Origin of the sequence: Pelotomaculum propionicicum (genome assembly GCF_004369225.1) — a bacterium.
GTDB classification, from domain to species: domain Bacteria; phylum Bacillota; class Desulfotomaculia; order Desulfotomaculales; family Pelotomaculaceae; genus Pelotomaculum_B; species Pelotomaculum_B propionicicum.
Genome location: NZ_QFFZ01000061.1, coordinates 1 through 17,807 on the forward strand (window position 1 = coordinate 1; position 17,807 = coordinate 17,807).

The 17,807-nt window shown below is 45.8% G+C and carries 21 protein-coding genes, 4 tRNA genes and 1 pseudogene; 17 read left to right on the forward strand and 9 right to left on the reverse strand.

All coding sequences use genetic code 11. From position 1 onward, the window contains the following. On the reverse strand, positions 1-215 hold a 215-nt coding region (locus tag Pmgp_RS17045), incomplete at its 3' end, for a hypothetical protein (RefSeq protein ID WP_205078084.1). Between the two features lie 252 nt (positions 216-467). Here Pmgp_RS17045 and Pmgp_RS17050 point away from each other — a divergent pair. Then, the gene (locus tag Pmgp_RS17050) at positions 468-1,103 is read left to right on the forward strand and encodes a hypothetical protein (protein ID WP_243119933.1); all 636 of its coding nucleotides are present in this window, start codon (positions 468-470) and stop codon (positions 1,101-1,103) included. Positions 1,104-1,165: 62 nt separating this feature from the next. On the opposite strand, the gene Pmgp_RS17055 is transcribed toward Pmgp_RS17050, so the two are convergent. The 3 genes from Pmgp_RS17055 to Pmgp_RS17065 all read right to left on the reverse strand — a co-directional run bounded on the left by Pmgp_RS17055 (position 1,166) and on the right by Pmgp_RS17065 (position 3,984). Beyond that, positions 1,166-1,408 (reverse strand): hypothetical protein, encoded by a 243-nt coding sequence (locus tag Pmgp_RS17055; RefSeq protein WP_134215537.1) that lies wholly within the window; start codon positions 1,406-1,408, stop codon positions 1,166-1,168. A 150-nt stretch (positions 1,409-1,558) separates the two neighbouring features. Further along, the gene (locus tag Pmgp_RS17060; protein ID WP_134215539.1) at positions 1,559-2,389 is read right to left on the reverse strand and encodes a hypothetical protein; all 831 of its coding nucleotides are present in this window, start codon (positions 2,387-2,389) and stop codon (positions 1,559-1,561) included. A 110-nt stretch (positions 2,390-2,499) separates the two neighbouring features. After that, the gene (locus Pmgp_RS17065) at positions 2,500-3,984 is read right to left on the reverse strand and encodes an ABC transporter substrate-binding protein (protein ID WP_243119934.1); all 1,485 of its coding nucleotides are present in this window, start codon (positions 3,982-3,984) and stop codon (positions 2,500-2,502) included. A gap of 217 nt (positions 3,985-4,201) precedes the next feature. On the opposite strand from Pmgp_RS17065, the gene Pmgp_RS17070 reads away from it, so the two are divergent. Further along, positions 4,202-5,062, forward strand: a complete 861-nt coding sequence (locus Pmgp_RS17070; protein WP_134215543.1) for a TIM barrel protein — start codon at positions 4,202-4,204, stop codon at positions 5,060-5,062. A gap of 131 nt (positions 5,063-5,193) precedes the next feature. On the opposite strand, the gene Pmgp_RS17075 is transcribed toward Pmgp_RS17070, so the two are convergent. Then, positions 5,194-5,688: a hypothetical protein gene (locus Pmgp_RS17075; protein ID WP_134215545.1), complete on the reverse strand. Its 495-nt coding sequence runs from the start codon at positions 5,686-5,688 to the stop codon at positions 5,194-5,196. Positions 5,689-5,868: 180 nt separating this feature from the next. Between Pmgp_RS17075 and Pmgp_RS17080 the strand changes: the two genes are divergently transcribed. The 5 genes from Pmgp_RS17080 (at position 5,869) to Pmgp_RS17100 (ending at position 8,381) form a co-directional block, all read left to right on the forward strand. Next, entirely contained in the window at positions 5,869-6,327 is a 459-nt protein-coding gene (locus tag Pmgp_RS17080) for a pyruvoyl-dependent arginine decarboxylase (RefSeq protein WP_134215547.1), read from the forward strand. Positions 6,328-6,381: 54 nt separating this feature from the next. Beyond that, positions 6,382-7,206, forward strand: coding sequence for a polyamine aminopropyltransferase (gene speE / locus Pmgp_RS17085; RefSeq protein ID WP_134215572.1), 825 nt, complete (start codon positions 6,382-6,384; stop codon positions 7,204-7,206). A 44-nt stretch (positions 7,207-7,250) separates the two neighbouring features. Beyond that, a complete protein-coding gene (gene speB / locus Pmgp_RS17090; protein WP_134215549.1) occupies positions 7,251-8,129 on the forward strand; it encodes an agmatinase in 879 nt (292 codons plus the stop codon). Between the two features lie 91 nt (positions 8,130-8,220). Then, a tRNA-Asp gene (locus Pmgp_RS17095) sits at positions 8,221-8,297 on the forward strand. 8 nt (positions 8,298-8,305) lie between these two features. Then, positions 8,306-8,381, forward strand: a tRNA-Phe gene (locus Pmgp_RS17100). A 147-nt stretch (positions 8,382-8,528) separates the two neighbouring features. Here Pmgp_RS17100 and Pmgp_RS17105 read toward each other — a convergent pair. Further along, positions 8,529-8,903, reverse strand: a complete 375-nt coding sequence (locus Pmgp_RS17105; RefSeq protein ID WP_134215551.1) for a response regulator — start codon at positions 8,901-8,903, stop codon at positions 8,529-8,531. Between the two features lie 280 nt (positions 8,904-9,183). Between Pmgp_RS17105 and Pmgp_RS19865 the strand changes: the two genes are divergently transcribed. From Pmgp_RS19865 to Pmgp_RS17125, 5 genes are all read left to right on the forward strand, one after another. After that, positions 9,184-9,354 (forward strand): hypothetical protein, encoded by a 171-nt coding sequence (locus Pmgp_RS19865; RefSeq protein ID WP_192902995.1) that lies wholly within the window; start codon positions 9,184-9,186, stop codon positions 9,352-9,354. 218 nt (positions 9,355-9,572) lie between these two features. Next, on the forward strand, positions 9,573-10,709 hold the full coding sequence (locus tag Pmgp_RS17110; protein WP_134215553.1) for an acyl-CoA dehydrogenase family protein: 1,137 nt from the start codon (positions 9,573-9,575) through the stop codon (positions 10,707-10,709). Between the two features lie 39 nt (positions 10,710-10,748). Next, positions 10,749-11,543: an electron transfer flavoprotein subunit beta/FixA family protein gene (locus tag Pmgp_RS17115; protein ID WP_192902996.1), complete on the forward strand. Its 795-nt coding sequence runs from the start codon at positions 10,749-10,751 to the stop codon at positions 11,541-11,543. A gap of 17 nt (positions 11,544-11,560) precedes the next feature. After that, entirely contained in the window at positions 11,561-12,559 is a 999-nt protein-coding gene (locus Pmgp_RS17120) for an electron transfer flavoprotein subunit alpha/FixB family protein (RefSeq protein ID WP_134215557.1), read from the forward strand. 18 nt (positions 12,560-12,577) lie between these two features. Further along, entirely contained in the window at positions 12,578-13,003 is a 426-nt protein-coding gene (locus tag Pmgp_RS17125; protein ID WP_134215559.1) for a MarR family winged helix-turn-helix transcriptional regulator, read from the forward strand. A 296-nt stretch (positions 13,004-13,299) separates the two neighbouring features. On the opposite strand, the gene Pmgp_RS17130 is transcribed toward Pmgp_RS17125, so the two are convergent. Beyond that, on the reverse strand, positions 13,300-13,518 hold the full coding sequence (locus Pmgp_RS17130) for an alpha/beta-type small acid-soluble spore protein (RefSeq protein WP_134215561.1): 219 nt from the start codon (positions 13,516-13,518) through the stop codon (positions 13,300-13,302). 493 nt (positions 13,519-14,011) lie between these two features. Between Pmgp_RS17130 and Pmgp_RS17135 the strand changes: the two genes are divergently transcribed. The 5 genes from Pmgp_RS17135 (at position 14,012) to Pmgp_RS17150 (ending at position 16,616) form a co-directional block, all read left to right on the forward strand. Further along, a tRNA-Gly gene (locus tag Pmgp_RS17135) sits at positions 14,012-14,086 on the forward strand. A gap of 7 nt (positions 14,087-14,093) precedes the next feature. After that, a tRNA-Cys gene (locus Pmgp_RS17140) sits at positions 14,094-14,168 on the forward strand. 89 nt (positions 14,169-14,257) lie between these two features. Beyond that, positions 14,258-14,410, forward strand: coding sequence for a hypothetical protein (locus Pmgp_RS19870; RefSeq protein WP_192902997.1), 153 nt, complete (start codon positions 14,258-14,260; stop codon positions 14,408-14,410). Positions 14,411-14,487: 77 nt separating this feature from the next. Beyond that, positions 14,488-15,666 (forward strand): tyrosine-type recombinase/integrase, encoded by a 1,179-nt coding sequence (locus Pmgp_RS17145; RefSeq protein ID WP_134215563.1) that lies wholly within the window; start codon positions 14,488-14,490, stop codon positions 15,664-15,666. Positions 15,667-16,016: 350 nt separating this feature from the next. Then, positions 16,017-16,616, forward strand: coding sequence for a hypothetical protein (locus tag Pmgp_RS17150; protein ID WP_134215565.1), 600 nt, complete (start codon positions 16,017-16,019; stop codon positions 16,614-16,616). Positions 16,617-16,783: 167 nt separating this feature from the next. Here the strand turns inward: Pmgp_RS17150 and Pmgp_RS17155 are convergent. Beyond that, positions 16,784-17,305, reverse strand: a pseudogene (locus Pmgp_RS17155) (S-4TM family putative pore-forming effector); the annotation flags it as partial. 236 nt (positions 17,306-17,541) lie between these two features. Next, a partial coding sequence (locus Pmgp_RS17160; RefSeq protein ID WP_205078032.1) for a hypothetical protein occupies positions 17,542-17,807 on the reverse strand: 266 nt, incomplete at its 5' end.

Sequence of the window (17,807 nt, forward strand, 5' to 3'; positions counted from 1 at the left end):
GCCTCCAGCTTTCGCAGTAACTCGCGGCAAGATTCCAGCTTTGGTTTCCCGTTTGGTCCATACCACGACAGGGTTTCACATAGCGTATGCGCCAATTCCTTTTGACTCAACCGGGGAAACAACCGGATCACTTCCTTAATGTGTTCCAGTTCTTCCCTTGTAAAAATGCGTCCGTTCAAGAGAACTTCCTCAGGCCAATCTTCATGTATCGTCATAGTGTGGCTCCTTTTTAAAATTTCCCACACTATTGTCTCATATTTATTTTGTGGTGTCCAGTGCTATTTTGCGAAAAACTTTTTCTCCCCAACTCTTATAAACCTTGTCAGTTATAAATCTTTAGATTCATGCGTCAGCTCTGTTTGAAAGACTGCAGAAAGAAAAACGGGTTTTTCCGGTATAATACCGGTAGGATTTTGCTGAGACGGCGGTGAAATCTATCAGAACCAAAAGTAGAGGAGTGTCCTGCGGTGCTGATATTTAACCCGTTTGACCACATGAGTAAGAAGGACATCAAAAAACGGGTAGATAAGATAAGGAAGAAAAAAAAGAACCTTTCCAGTGAGGAAATTTGCCGGATGATGATCAAGAAAAAGTGCAGGTGGTGCGCCGCCGCCGGCGCTTTGACAGCCTTGCCCGGGGCGGTGCCGGTGCTCGGCACAGTTGTTGCCGTAATCGGCGGAACGCTCCTGGATATGACCGCCATGGCCTATTTTATCACCGAATTGATTCTGGAAATTGCTGTTTTGCACAACCGTGATATTGAAACTGCCGGGACTTCGCGGGAGGCGGTCTGGGTGCTGATCTCCTCGGTGGGAGCGGGTGCTGCCGGTAGAGGTTTGACCGGGGTAACAGTTAAGAGGCTTTCCGGCCGCGCCTTTAACCGCCTGCTTGAACAGGCGCTGCTGGCTTTGGGCATCAGGGCGTCGCAGCGGACTATTCTGCGGATCATTCCTTTTATCGGAATGTTTATCGCCGGTTCGATCAACTACTATATCTGCAGAAAAGTCGGGGAGTTTGTCATGAAATACTACGCTGAAAATTCTTATACAGACAAATGGGATGGCGAAACAATAGATGTTGAGGTTATTGCCAGGGGTGAGTAACATGTAATGAAGCTGCCCTGAAAAAATTTGCCCCGCGCTTTTGCGGCGGGGCTGTGCCCTGGTTAAGAAATCTTTTGCAGTTGTTCCTGCTGCTTATGTTTTTTGCCGGCAATCTCCTCGGAGTAATCAGATGAGATCAGGTAAAGGTTTACCCACAGGTCATGTTCATTGGGCTTGCCTTCCAGTTCCTTGGCCAATTCTTTAAATTTTTTTACAACCCTGTCTTTAAAAGCAGAAAACTCGCTAAGTATTTCTATAATGTCACGTTGAGTATAAGAAGCTCCCTCACGTAAAATTTTTGCCAAATTTATAACCCCCTCTTCAGCCTGGAAGAATATATATAAATTGTACAATACTTGGTAATTTTTGTTAAGGGGATATTAATGTCTGATAAGTAGAAAATAACTCGATTCAAGAAAAAAGGGGCCTTAAAAAGGCCCCTGCGTGATTTTTTATCAGAAACTGCTGTACATACCCAGGTTTTGACTTGATGCCAGAGGTTGGCTCCAAAGGCCGGTTGTGGGCATGGCTGATGCACTGATATGGCTTGCGCTGTAAGGTGAGAGATGACTGCCTGCAAAACCAGTTGTTCCATACTGGCTGGACTGCATTTGCTGCGGAGTCTCCAGGCTTATGTTACTCGCGAATGGAATGTTCGCAAAGTTGTTCTGTTGAGGAGTCTCCAAACGGACATTGCTGGCAAAGGGAATGCCGGCAAAACCAGTTGCTCCATGCTGATACTGGCTGGTCTGGGTCTGCTGCGGAGTCTCCAGACGGATATTCTGGGCGAATGGGGCGCTCACAAAGCCGGATGCTCCATATTGGCCGGTTTGCATCTGCTGCGGAGTTTCCAAACGTACATTGCTGGCAAAAGGAGTAATGCCGGTTCCCAAATTTGCGGTATAGGTGCTGGCAATATTACTCGGCATACCCATCATGCCTTGACTATACCAGCCAGTAGTAATGCTCGGATTGAATGCGCCGAACTGTCCAGTGGTAGGCTGGCTGTATGCGCCCCACTGGCCGCTGGTAATCGGCCTGGTAAACATCTGAGAAGTTACTTGTTGGGCCACATTGCTAATCACGTTGACATCCTGGTTCAGGCGGTTGCACAGCTGCTGAATCGTATGAAGCTGCTGGGTAGCGATTGCCTCATTCTGGTGCAGGCGTTGGAGTTGTGCCGCGTTGTTGGCCTCTGAACGCTGCAGTTGGCTGGCCACCTGGTTAATGGTGTTGACTTCTTGACGCAGATCCTGGATCTGCCTCTGGAGTTGATAAATATCCATTATATTCCTCCTCGCTGGTTTTAGGCTAAAACACACGCCTTTTGCAGATATTATTCTTCATACAGGCACAGGTTATTAGTGGTAGATTGTGGCATTTTGGCTGGTAAATTTTAATTTAACTTCTGTTTTTTAATACTGTTTAGCGGGGTAAAGCCGGCGAAATGTGGAACAAACCCTTCAATCCTGGTTGTTGTGGCGTATATTTTTAGACTGTGGTTTAGAAAAAGCCACGGAGCGTCATTAACAACAATTTTTGCAGCATTGCGGTAAGCCTGCTCCCGTAAGGTAGGCTCGGTTTCCTGCTGGGCCCGGGCCAGCAGCAGATCAACTTCACTGTTGCGGTAACGCGCGGTATTCAGGCCGCTTTCAATCTGCGCTGATGAAAGCAAGGTATAGAGGAAGTTATCCGGGTCTCCATTGTCGCTGATCCATCCATAGAGAAACGCGTCTCCTTCTTCCTGCAGCAAGGCTTCTTTATACTGTTCCCACGGGTATAACTTAACCTCCGCCTCAATACCGGCTTTAGCCAGCTCCGCCTTAAGTGTCGCGGCCAGTTTCTCTCCTCCGGCGGGGTTATAAGGCCTGGTGTTATTATAAGTAATGATTTTGATTTTCAGCCCTTCCGCATACCCGCTGCGGGCCAGCAATTCCTTCGCCACCGCGGGGTCATAGGGGATGGGACGGCTGTTGGGATCATAACCAAGCACACCAGGAGGCAGGGGGCTGATGGCTTCAATTGAGGCATTTTGAAAAAGCCCCTCGATTATTTGTTTGCGGTCTATCAACATGCAGACTGCTTTTCTGACAGCCGGGTTGTTAAAAGGTTGTTTGTCGGTGAAAAAACCAAGATAATTCAAATCCAGACCGTTCTTTTTCAGAATGGGGAAGCCCTTTTGTTCTAAAAAGCGGGCATCAGCTATCGCTATCCCGTCGACAATATCGACCAGGCCCATTTTCAGCGCCAGTGAGCGCAGCCTGCTGTTTTTAATTACAGTAAAAACCAGGGTTGGACAATCGGGCAGTTTGCCCCAGTAATCCCTGTTTTCTTTCAAAGTGATGTTTTTGCCCTTTTCCCAATTGACAAAGCGGTAAGGTCCCGTACCTACCGGCTTTTCGCTGAAAGCTTCGCCCAATGCTGACGCGGCGCTGGGACTGACTATAGGGGCCGAGGAAGCCATGGCGAGATTATTCAAAAAAGGAGCATAGGGGTATTTAAGAATGAACTTAACTGTATAAGGGTCGGGAGTAATTATGTTTTCAACCATGCCAAAGGTGAAAGAAGCGTATGATGCGCGGTCAGTACGCTGGGCAGGCATCTGTCTTTCCACGCTGTAACGTACGGCTTCTGAATTAAAAGGTGTCCCGTCGTGAAACTTAACGTCTCTTCTTAAATAAAAAGTCCACTCCCGGCCGTCCGGCGAGACGCGCCAAGCTTCGGCGAGACAGGGTTCGATGGTGGATGTGCCGGGTTTGAAGCGCACCAGGCCTTCAAATATATTTGTTATTACTTTGTTTGACTCCTCATCCAGGGAAAAAGCCGGGTCAAGGACAGTGGAGTCCGTGCTCCTGGCATAAACCAGGGTTTCTTTCTGCAATCCGAACAATCGCCCGGAAACAGGCAGGATACTGGAATGACCAAACAGAAATAAAGGTAGAATTAGTAGAAGTCCCAATGTTATTGTTTTCAACTGGCGCATGTCACCACTCCGCGAGTTTTTATATATTAAATTCTGTCATATATGGAAATATCCTCCTGCTTATGCTGAGGATATTCTGCTAACAATTAAATAAATTGGCTTGGAGGTATTTTGGATGATACATTTTGGTCCCGCGGGAGCTTCCGCTTCTTTTTACGCCCAGGGCCACAAATCTTCGCTGGAAATGCCGGGATGGCTGGAAAAAATGGGACTAAACGCTTTCGAGTACCAGTGCAGCAGAGGTGTGAACATCAGCGACGAAATGGCAATCAAACTGGGCCGGTCAGCTGCTGATAAGTCCATACAGTTAAGTGTGCACGCTCCTTATTACATAAATCTCAGCACGCAGGATCCGGAAATGCGCTTGAAAACCAGGGGACACCTGCTTAAGTCTCTGAAGGCCGCCAGGTTGATGGGGGCAAAAACCGTGGTATTTCATCCCGGGGCTGGCAAAGGGGAAAACCGCAGAGAATTATTTTTGTCAGCCAAGGCTTTTTTAAAGGAGATATTAGATGAAGCAAGGGAAGAAGGATTAGCCGGGGTATACCTGGCCCCCGAGACCGGAGGCAAGAAAAACCAGCTGGGGTCACTTGGGGAAGTGCTGGAATTATGCGAACTGGGGAGTGAATTGGCGCCGGCTGTTGATTTCGGACACCTGCATGCTATCAGCGGAGGAGGCTTTACAGGGAAGCCGGCTTTCGCCGCAGTTTTAGATTTGGTCGAGCAGAGCCTGGGCAGGGAATACCTGCAGAATCTTCACATTCATTTCAGCCCGGTGGAGTTCACCGGCGCAGGTGAAAAAAAACACTGGACCACGCTTGAAACCCGCTTCGGGCCTGACTTTACCCCACTCGCTGAGTTGATCATTGAAAAAGGTTTAACTCCAACGGTGATCTGCGAATCTGCCGGCCGCCAGGCTGAGGACGCCATGATTTACAGGGATATATATCTGGGGATAATGGGACGTGGGAAATGAGACGTGGGACGTGAGAATACATAAGGTGCGACCAAGTCGCACCCTACCTGCGGATAAATTTTCCTATTACTCAAGACCATAGAGAAATACAGAATATACTGACGTCTGACGACTGACGTCCGACGACTAAATTAGTGGATTTCGACGTCGCGGGCTCCATTACGGCGCAGAATGTCAGCCGCCGAGTTGACCTTGTTTTCGTCGGTGCGCACGGAGGCAAGGATCTTTCCTTCCCGGATTTTACCTTCATAAAACTTGCCGCGGTCTGCTGGAATCCCCCAGTCAATCAGACCACCCGCTATGCCCCCCGTCAAGGCTCCTGACAGCAGTCCGGAGATTGGGCCCGCGGCGATAAGCGGGCCGATGCCCGGGATGGCCAGGGCGCCAACTCCCATACCCAGACCGGCCAGGCCGCCCAGCAATCCGCCTGTGGATACACCCGAAGAGATGTTGGTCGCACCACCCGCGTCAGTTCTGTTTGTGTGTTCTGTCCCTGCTGCTGTCATTTTACCTTTATCCGAGGCAAGAATTGATATTTCATCGTGAAAACCACTGCCGCGTAAATCTGACGCGGCTTTTTCAGCCTGGTCACGTGAGTCGAACAGACCAATTACTGTTTTAAGCAATATTAATTCCCCCTTGATTAATTTGGCAGTTTATATATTGCCCCCGGGAATTATTAATTATTCTTATTTTTTCTGGGGATAATTTTTTTAAAGTATGAAACTCAAGGTTAACTTTTTGTGCTATTTTGATATAATATTGTATGTTGTTGCAGCGACCAACAAAAATGAGGAGGTTTGATAATGCTGCCAACTCCAAAAAAATTCTTTGTCACAGCCGGGAGCTCCGAGGGAAAGAATCCTTTAAACGCTTTTGACAACGCTCTGCTTAAAGGAAAAATCGGAAATCTCAACCTGATGCGGGTAACCAGTATCCTGCCTCCCGGTGTGGAGTACTGCCCGGACATGGAAATTCCGCCAGGCTCACTTGTACCCACGGCTTATGGCTACATCATAAGCGATGTCCCCGGTGAGCTAATTGCAGCAGCAGTAGGTGTCGGTTTTTCAAATGACACTTTTGGGGTTATTATGGAATACTCCGGTAAATGCAGTGAAGGAGAAGCGGCAAAGGCAATAGAGAGGATGTTGATCGAAGCTTTTGAAACCAGGGGGATGGAACTGAAGGGCACAAAAATCGCCGCCGCGGAGCACCGTGTGGAAAATATAGGCTGTGCCCTGGCCGCAGTGCCTCTCTGGTATTAATACTACTACTAAATAATGAAATCGGAGGCGTGAGACTTGGATACCAAACTCGATATGTGGTTTACTGAGCAACAGACTAAGGATGTTAGGACTTCTTGCCGGACTAAAAAGATACTCCACCAGGAAAATACGCCGTTTCAGAGTTTGGCTGTCATTGACACCGACCAATATGGGCGCGTGCTGGTCCTGGACAATATTATTCAAACTACGATTATGGACGAATTTGTTTACCATGAGATGATCACACATGTCGCCTTGAACACGCACGCGGCGCCGGAGCGTGTGCTTGTAATAGGCGGCGGTGACGGGGGCGCGGTGCGGGAGATAGTAAAGCACCAGTCTCTTGAGAAAGTTGTCCACTGTGAAATAGACGGCGCTGTTGTTGATGCCTCACGCAAGTACCTGCCTGAAATCAGCTGTGCCATGGACCACCCCAAGGTGGAGATCGTCATTGACGATGGCATTAAGCATGTCAGGGAGAACAAAGGCGCCTATGATGTGATTATTGTTGACTCAACCGACCCCATAGGGCCTGCGGAAGGGCTTTTCAGCGCCTCGTTCTACAAAGATATTTTTAACTCTCTTAAAGACGACGGTATTTTTGTCGCCCAGACCGAGTCGCCGTTTTTCAACCGGGACCTCATACCTCGCCTGTATAGTGATATATCGGGTATTTTCCCGTTGACGCGCCTCTTTCTGGCTGTTGTCCCCACCTACCCGGGCGGGTTGTGGACTTTTACCATGGGGTCGAAAAAGTACGATCCATGTGACACTGATATTGTACGCACACCCGACCTGAATACAAGATACTACAGCCCGGAGATCCACCGGACCTGTTTTGTCCTGCCTCCCTTCGTAAAGGAATTGTTGGGGCGGTAAAAGGGCAACATATCGCCAAGTGACTGATGCGGGAGGCCTGTAAGATGCTTAAGTTTACAGAAAGGTGTCCTGGTTGTTTTATTGGCAGCACCGAGGACTATGCCCAGGCCGGGATCGTTATTGTCGGCGCTCCCATGGATTTTACAGTGAGCTTCCGTCCCGGCACCAGGCAGGGTCCGCAGAGGATCCGCGAGGTGTCGCATGGCCTGGAGGAATACAGTGTCGACCTGGACCTGGACCTTGCTGACTATAGCTATTACGATGCCGGGGATGTCATCCTGCCGTTCGGAGCGATCCAGGAAAGCCTGCGCCGGATTGGCCTGGTGACCGCCGAAATACTTGCCGGCGGCAAGTTCCCGTTTGTCATGGGCGGGGAGCACCTGATCTCATATGCTGTCATCAAAGAAGTGGCGAGTGTACATCCCGGACTCGTGGTAGTCCATTTTGACGCCCATACCGATTTGAGAGATGAATACTATGGCGAACGTCTTTCCCACGCCACCGTTATGCGCAGGGTCGAAGAGATAATTGGCGGGAAAAACCTATACCAGTTCGGCATTCGTTCGGGAACAAGGGAAGAGTTTGATTTCGCCCGCAAAAACTGCAATATATTTGTCGACAGGGTTGTGGAGCCGCTGCTGGAAATCCTGCCGCAGATCAAGGGGAGGCCGGTATTTGTTTCCCTGGATATAGACGTGGTCGACCCGGCCTACGCCCCGGGCACCGGAACTCCGGAACCCGGCGGGTGTACGGTCAGGGAGATCATGCGGGCGGTTCACCTGCTGGGTGAGCTTGATGTGGTGGGGTTTGATCTGGTGGAAGTGAGCCCGCTTCATGACCCTTCCGAGAGAACCGCGCTTTTGGCGGCAAAGATTGTGCGTGAAGCGATTTTAACTGTGGGTCGAAGAAATAAATCTAAGTAAAAATTCCATTTGACTTAAAACGCCGGATTAGTTATACTATACATTGTCAGCGGTGACAGCCTGGTAAAAGGCGGTACCGCGAACTAAATACGGAGCTGTGGTGTAGTGGCCTAACATGCCTGCCTGTCACGCAGGAGAACGCGGGTTCGACTCCCGTCAGCTCCGCCATTTTTTATGCCACGGTAGCTCAGTTGGTAGAGCAGCGGACTGAAAATCCGCGTGTCGCTGGTTCGATTCCGGCCCGTGGCACCATCTGTTTTTGCGGCAGTATCAAGGGCTACAAGGTCTGGTGTAATTTCCAGCAGTAACTGACTCCTTATATTATTCAGTTGAGTATCCCTTCCCGTAAAAATGCTGAATTGATTAGAAAAGCGCTTTCATATGATATGAAAGCGCTTTTTATCTGACATGCACAGAAAGCACGTCTTCGACCACCTGAAGCAAATGGTCCTTAGCGTATGGCTTAACAATGAAATAAAGGGCGCCGGCTTGCAAGGCCAATTCTATAAAGTCTTTATTATTATGTGAGCTGACAACTATTATTTTAGCAAACGGATCTATTGATAGTATTTGGTTTAAGGCCTCAAGGCCGTTCATCCCGTCCATGATGATGTCCATTGTAACCAGGTCTGGATTCAAATTCTTATATTCTGAAACGGCAGCGCAGCCGCTTTCAAACTCACCAACAACTTCATAATTGTGACTGGTAAGGATTTTATGAAGCATCTTTCGTGCAAAAACACTGTCGTCAACAATCATGATCCGTTTTTTCATAAATTATTGTAACCCCGCTGTTACTTATTTCTAATGAAAAAACCTTGCCGTGATTACTTCTTTCAGTTAATGCCCTATAATTTGCAATATAACCTGACTATAGTCATGTAGTAAATAGTTATATTGTACTAAATTAATATAGGACAAAAGTCCTAATAACTTATAGGACAATTTTTTTAAGATCTATTTAAGAAATATTAAGGAAATTTTAATATAATTATTATATTTACCATATATTATTTTGCTTATAAATGGAACGAGATGTATGGAGGTACTAAATATGGAAATTATAGATTTGATAGAAAGCCAAGGAAAGACAATGGATAAGGATATGATTATTACAGATTTGCACAGAAAAAGAAAGAATTTAATCTATAAAGAGGTATTAAAGTACTTCAAAAAAGAAGAAGGCGAAAACATAATACAAACGCGGAGTAAGAAACCCAAGTAAGAGCCTCACACACGGGGCTCTTTTTTTCTATCCAAAAAGCGTAATACAATGTCAACAAATTATTTGTATACAAAATTTTTGTTGACAAAGTAAAATGTCTTGTTTAAAATATTTGAAAAAGGTGATAACCCTTTAAGTTTGAACGAGCCGGCTCAAAGTAAATTCTAAGACAGAGAAGCTATTAAGATGATTAATGCTAAATTAGGGAGGGGTTTGGCATGTTAAAATTCTCCGAGCAGCAGGAACAGTTAAGGAAGGTTGTCAGGGACTTTGTTGAAAAAGAGATTGCGACTATTGCAAGTAAGATTGACCAGGAAGATACTTGTCCGGTTGAATTGCTGAGAATGACAGCCCAGTTAGGTTACAATGGTGTATTTGTCCCGGAATGTTATCAGGGGGTGGGCTTGGGCTACACGGAAAGAGCTATCATATTAGAGGAAATCGCCCGCCATTCAGCTGGTTTTGCTTTGGCCCTGATGACCCATCACCTGGGGGTGTATGCAATTCTGACATGGGGTAATGAAGAGCAAAAGCAAAAATACCTGCCCAAATTATGTTCAGGCTCCATTGCAGGCCTTGCAGTGACCGAACCGGGAGGTGGTTCGGATTTTGCCGGGATGAAATCTACAGGTGAGCTGGTTGATGGTTATTGGGTTTTAAACGGGCGCAAGTGTTTTATTACCAACTCACATTGCGCTGACATTAATATAGTGGTAGTTCGGACGGGAGAGGACGAAAAAGGCCGGCCCAGGATGTCTGTATTTGTGATTGACGAAAATACTCCCGGTTGTAAGCCTGGCCGCAAGGAAAAAAAGACAGGCTTAAAGGGTTCCGATATGGGTGACGTAATCCTGGACAACGTTAAGGTTCCTGCGAGTAATTTAATCGGTAAACCCGGTGACGGCGCTAAGATAGGGCTGGGTACGATCAGCGAGGTTGGCCGCTCGGGTATGGCAGCTATAGGTTTGGGTATTCTGCGAGCCTGCTTGGAGGATTCCGTTAAGTTTGCCAAAGAGCGAATAATTTATGGCAGACCACTAGCCAAATTAACAAATATCCAATTTATTATTGCCCAAAACCGCACTGATTACGAGGCTGGGCGACTGCTTACCTACAATGCAGTCGGGATAAAAGATGCGGGCTTGCCCTGTGTGCCTGAGATATCTATAGCCAAGTATTTTACTACAGAAGCGGCAATTAATACAGCCAAAAGGACCATCGATCTGATGGGAGGTTATGGAGTAATATGCGATTACCCGGTTGACCGGTATCTGAGAGATGCTGTGGCGTCAATACCTTCAGGCGGGACATCGTACGTCATGCAAATAATCATCGCGGGCAGCGCGTTAAGTTAGTGAAAAGCAAAATCATTGCTAATGGGAGGATTCTTCATAATGAACATTGCGGTTTGTGTCAAACCTGTTCCAGACCCTAAGTTTTATGACAAAATTACCATCAATCCAGAAACAAAACTGCTCGAACGCAACAAGATTCCAATGGCAATTAACCCGTCTGACAAGAATGCGATTGAGGCTGCCATGCGGCTGAAAGAGTTGCTCGGTGCGAAAGTTATCCTGATCAGCATGGCTCCCCCTGAAGCAAAAGAAGTACTTAAGGAAGGGTTGGCTATGGGTATTGACGAGGCTTACCTGTTAAGCGACCGTGCCTTTGCAGGCGCCGATACCTATGCAACCGCCAAGACACTGGCGGCAGGATTAAACAAGATTGGGCTTTTCGACCTGATCTTGACCGGCTCAGAAAGCGTTGATGGCGGAACCTCCCATGTCCCTTCCCAGTTGGGAGAAATGATGGGGATGCCTCACCTCAACCATGTCATGGCCGTGGAAACAGAAGGGGATATCCTTAAAATAAAGACTAAAATTGAAAACGGGTACATGTTGTATGAGGGGCTTCCACCTATGGTCCTTGGCGTCTCAAAAGAGATAAATACACCGCGCTATGTTTCTTTAATGGGTGTAGTAAAAGCTCAGGGAAAGCCGTTTACGGTCTGGGGGCTAAATGACTTGCAGCTGAATGCTGATGATGTTGGTTTAGCAGGCTCGCTTACCCAACCCGGAAGTTTGAGGACTCCGCCCATTGACCGCAAGGTTGAGATGCTTGATGGTGATATAGAAGAGAAGGCCGAAAAAATACTTAAAATCCTGTACGCGGCAGGTGTGCTTAACTAAGGGGGGTGAACAGTTTAATGAAGATAAACGGTGAGATTTGGATTGTTGCAGAGCAAGTTAAAGGAAATCTTAAAGAAGTGTCCTATGAACTTTTAGGAAAAGCCAAGGAACTGGCGGTAAAGGACGGTTTCCCGGTTACCGCCGTGGTCATGGGGAGCGGTATTGGGGCATTGCCCGCTGATCTGATCGCCCATGGCGCCGACAAAGTAATACTGATCGATGCCCCTCGATTATTGTTATACCAGAATGATATCTACGCTCTGGTGCTTGAAAACCTAATCCGCAAGTATAGTCCCGGCATTGTCCTGTTTAGTGCTTCTTACAGCTGCAGCGAATTATCAGCCACAGTAGGAGCTAAACTACGTACGGGTGTTGCAGCACACAGTATAGACCTGTATTATAATGAGCAGGGAGAATTGGTCCAGGTGGTTCCAGCTTTTGGCGGTCGGGTTCTGGGCGAGATATTTTGTCCCCTGACACGGCCGATCATTGCCAGCATAAAGCCGGGGGTGTTTAAAAAGCAGGCAAAAGATACTGCGCGGCAGGGTGAGATAATTGAGGAGCCGGCTGCCGGGTTGGAGCATTACCAATCACCTTTGAAGGCCGTGACGGTAGTGCAGGAACACCTAAGCGGCGTGCCCCTGGAAGATGCTGAAATCGTGCTGGCCGGTGGATGGGGTGTAGGCAGTGCGGAAGTATGGCAGCTCCTTGAAAAACTCGCCCAAAGCTTGCATGGAGCGGTAGGCTGTACCAGACCGGCTCTGGACGAGGGTTGGGCCAAGGGTGAACACGAGCTCATCGGTGTCAGCGGAAAAACTATTCGTCCCAAGGTGTATATCGGTTTTGGAATATCGGGCGCTACCCACCATGTTGTTGGGATCAAAGACAGTGGAGTTGTGATTAACGTCAATAACGACCCTAATTCTCCTGTTTTCCAGATTTCCGATTATGGCGTGGCAGCAGATGTAAAGGAACTGCTGCCCAAATTACTCGAAAAAATTGAAGAGGCAAAGTAACCAGGGGGATAAAAATATATGGAAGTAACGCAGTGTATCAATTTTTTATTAACGAGGGCACAACATTCAGTCCTCAGCTATTTTAGGTCCAGATTAGATGAGTATGATGTTACACCAGTTCAATATGGAATACTAAGCTGCCTATGGTGCAAGGATGGTCAGACTGCAACTGAAATTGCCCAAAGAATTTGTCTGGACGGCTCAACAATTACTGGCATCCTGGACAGGATGGAAAACAAAGGGCTGCTGGAAAGGCAGTCTGATCCTAATGACCGAAGAGCTATTAGAGTAGTACTAAGTGACAAAGGGCGTCAGCTGGAAAAACCTTTGGGGGAGGTAGTAAAAGCATCCAACCAGAGGGTTTTAGACATCTTCACCAAGGAGGAGCAAGAATTATTCGTAGAATCTCTAAAAAGGGTCGCGGATAATATAAGTAAATGGTAAATTGTAAGCCCCGCAAGTTTTTGCGGGGTTTTTGTTGAAAACAACTTGTCTATTTTGTTCTGGACACAGAAAATTCATAGAGACTTCACATTATTTTAAGGTGATTTTAATAATCTCCGGTTAGAATTAGTAAAAACACCGGTGCTGTTGCACCGTTATACATAAATCCTCCTTTTTAACCGCTTATGAGCGGTGTTTTTTTTACTGCGGCAGATAACTAAAAGAGGATTAGAAAACTAATCCTCTTTTAGAGAAAAACCGAGTAGTATATATTAAAGGAATCAAATCGCATGGGATTAACCTTGGGGCGTGTTGCTAGCCAGAGCAGATTCTCCAAGGGCAACTAACCTTTTGGTTATGTTGCCTCCCACATAGCCATTCATCCTGCTGGGCAGTGTTCCCTTGTCCATTTGTGCATAGTTTGAAATACCGAGTTCATTAGCAACTTCATATTTCATTTGGTTTAGCGCATTTTTTGCTCCCGGTACCACAGTTTGATTGGTGTTTCTGGCCATTAATACAACCTCCTTTCTTTTTAAGGTGTTTTGATTTCCTAATCTTATAATTGCCCTTAAAAAAGATTTTATGTTAGGTAATTACTCGTAATAGTAACAGATAATGTGACTCTATGACAAAAATAAGCCAATAAAGTAATAATTTAAACCAAATTATATTGGAGCGCTAACATTATTTTGCATTTTAATTGACATGTTGCTTTTTTTATGGTTTTTTAAGGTTAAATATTATCTGCTAATCAAATTTTTACGCAAAATTTTTTAGTATATTTGTAATTTACAAGATCTTTTGCTGTAATTCGACAGCAAAAACAAAGCACCTTTATAGGGAATTATCAAATAACTGTGACTTCAGCAGGCAACGGGTTGACAAAGCCGGACGGGTTGTGCTAATCTATATTTCGCAAGTCAGTGAACCGCCAAACCATTTATCTGGTTGATCCGGCGACACTGTTCTTGACAAAATAAATTAATATTGTACAATATATATTGTGCGGAAGTAGCTCAGTGGTAGAGCATCGCCTTGCCAAGGCGAGGGTCGCGGGTTCGAATCCCGTCTTCCGCTCCATTTATGCGGCGACATAGCCAAGTGGTAAGGCAGAGGACTGCAAATCCTCCACTCCCCGGTTCAAATCCGGGTGTCGCCTCCAGTATTACAGCGACGAGGGTTTCGGGATATTTAATCCCGGACCCCTCTTTCTTTTTTGTTCGGGTAGTGCTGAGGATTTGGAGGATTATTGTGGAACAGAGGATGGCAAAAGCAGAGGACTTGCAGTTGAGGACTTTTCACCCAGTAAATTGGCTGTTTTTTGTATCTGATATTCAAAAGAAATGGCTGAATGGTCAAAAGGAGGAGTTGAATGGTCAAATTATCAGGGTCAAATGTCAATAACTAGCAAAACATTACCATGATAGCCTTTTCACTTCATCCAACCTACCCTTCCGAAATAATGGAAGGAGGAAATTATCTTGTCAAGGATTATACTTGAGCAATTAAGAAAGGACGCACTGGACGGCAAGCTGATGGAGAGAACGAGGATAACCGACCTGAAGACAGCGGTTGTTGAATTTCTGAAGGAGAAGTTTCTGGAGCCGGGAATAAGCTTTCACACCGTCCGGACTTATTACTCCGACCTGGTGGGATTTATTCACTACTCGGCCCATAAGCTTGACCGTGTCGCAGATGGTGAGCTAATGAGTATCCCTCTCGACGATATGAGCAGGCATTTTATAAGCGCCTACCTGATCCAGGTTAAAGAATTACCACGCTACGCGGGCACAGAGCGGGAAGATCGGTGCACCCTATCCGAACATACTATCCTTAAGAAATACCGGAGCCTCAGGGCCTTTTTTAGCTGGCTAAGCAATGAGGAAATACTGGATTTCAATCCTATGTCGAAGGTAAAGCCACCTGCCGTCGGCGACACCATGGTATCAGTCTGGCCGTTTGAGTGCCTGGTCAAGTTCCTGGAAAGCTTCGACCGGGCCGATTTCAGAGGTGAAAGAGACTACCTGATTGCCATTACCCTGATAGATACTGCCCTGCGTGTGGGTGAAATAGCCGGTATCAGGGATAGTGACATAGACTGGGACGGCAATATTATCAAGGTTTACGGCAAGAAAAAGGACAGGCACGTAGTGTTCAGTAAAAACCTGGCCGGGGAACTGCACAAATGGATCAGGCGCAAGAATGAATTCGCCCTCCAGCTCAAAAGGAATCTGCTATCCAGAAGAACATATGAAACTATGGACACCACAATAACATTCCCTGCCCTGGGCCTGAATGGCTGTCGCTGGGGTCCGTTGACGGCCAATGCAATATCCCACATGATATCCGAGCACGCTGAGATGGCCGGTGTGCCGGCGGGGTTGAAAAAGGGTCCGCACTCCTTGCGCCATACAGCGGCCACCCACCTGGCACGGGAGGGGGTGAACAGCTTCAAGCTACAGCGCTTCCTCGGGCACAGCCGGGTTACAACGAGCGAGATATACACAAGGATAGACCACCAGGACATTGCGAATGAACTCAACCAGAAGGGACTTCTTGGAGATCTGTTATCGAAGGTCAAGGAAAAGAGGAAACCCTCCTTGGATGATGTTTTGGCCGGGCGTATAAAAAGTAGTAATATATTAATCCAATCTAAATGATAAATTTCAGGCAGGATCAATCATATCCTGCCTGTTTTATATTGTCCGGAAGACTGACCACAGGAGTTCCTCTGAGCGCAGCCTGTATATAAGATTTCGTACCAAAGGCACCCACAGCCAAGCTCCCTTGAAATAACTTGATAACCGTTCAAAGAAAAATCACAGAGTGTCTCCAAATGTTGGTAGCCTTTGGTTTTAGCACCGTTGGCGACCACAGCCAGCCTTTGAGGGAGTCGACAGACGGAAACATTAAACAGCATCCGAGGTAGTTGTTTATACTCGTAATAGAAGGAATAATGAATAATCTGTCGAATCATGCTTTATTACCATAATATAGGGGGGCACAATTAATGGACAATTTACCTATTCCTCAAAAAGTAGAAATAGAGGATATACTATCAGCATCTTTATGTGATGATGATTTTGACGATACTTTTGCTATTGGCTTTGTTCTTAAGAACACAAACGAAGAAGATGCCACAAAAATAGCTATTGATTTATTTAAGTATTTAGACAAAGAATCATATGACAAGGAGTGGGCTACTGACCTTGTGGATATTGTTGTTAAACAATATAATGTTCTCACAAAAAAGACCGACAAACTCTGTTTATACGTAAAAGCATCTAATTTGTTGAAAGAGATTAATGTCTATAGGATGGTTTACAGATATTTCAAGTTAATTAGTAAAAACGAGAAATTTGAATATCTTGGTATTTTTAAAATGAAAGGTGCTCTAATTGAAGTATTTGAGGATTATGAAGGCATCCTACCTGAAAGCAATATAAAAATAACGTTTTCCTTTAGATATGAGTTCCTACCTGATTCTAGCAAACAAAGAATAATTACATGCCATGCAAAACCTCAAGTATTTAATGTTCATCTCGATGAATACCTTAAACATGCATATCCTGTTGATAAATCAGAGGTTTCTTCAAAATCAATCCACTAATTATGCGGTTTCATCATGATTTACCTACTTGTGGCGTAATCTCAGTGGCCCTTTCCTGTAGCATTGATGATAGGAATAGCCTGTTACATACATTTCTCTACATTAATCTAGGAAAGCCTGTGCTCTATCATCAAGCTACACCCGTCTAAAACAATCTATTTCAATTACTACTTTTCATAAGGAATTCTACAGATTCTACTAGCTTCTTCCCTAAACTGATCCATTACTTTTTGCATGTATTCATTCTGTCGTCTTTTTCGTAGTTTGTAGAAGAAATCTGGGACTAAAGCAGCTGATTTGCGGGATTCGTATATATAATCCTGTAGGTCACGTATCTCCAAATTGTTAATAACTCCTTTATTGCTTAGCCCTTTCTGCCAGATTTTCACAATTAAATTCTCGGCATTATCTTTCATATTGGCTATATTAAAATGTTGTCTGACAGCGACAAGGTTTTGGCTAACCAAACTTAAACTAGGAGCCAAGATTACTAGCATATCTTTAAATGATTGGTTCGTAACAATCCCATATAAGACTACACTTATAATCCAAAGGCAGCTTATTGAAAACAAGAACTTACCATATGCTCTACGAAGATCAGAATCCCAAGTAAGATTACTACGCATACAAATGATTGCAGATAGTTGACCAGGTAACTTACCAGGGTCGGCGTACCAGTTTGTCAAGTCTTCCCGTTTCCCACCAGAGCTGACGCATGAAAATGTTTTTTAAATCTTGCGGGGTCTGGAATTGACGTTTTCGCAACTATTGCCTATTCGGTTATTCCAAAAATCACCGGTTTATCCGTATCAACACATCCTTAACTAAACCGTTTCTGCTCGTTTTAGCATGCCGGACATCTTCAACGGAAAGACGAGTAGCGCCGCGCAACCGCTGCCTAAGCTGTCTGTATCAGTTCAATTCGCTATGCCGCCAAACGGCTTGTTTTCCAATTTTCTTCGCGCACTAGTCGCAATTGACCGGGAGATTCGGTCAGCCGGCGAAGCCGCCCTGTATCCAACTCACTATAGGTCATAGCTTCATAAAACTTCTTGATGAAAGACTGAACCCCGACTGTTTTGACATGTTCCGTCAGGTAAAGCGAATGAAGCGCCATTTCATTTAACATACGGGCGATATGCATGAGGTAATGATACCCCCGCATCGCATTCCAGTCATGTGAAAAAATGT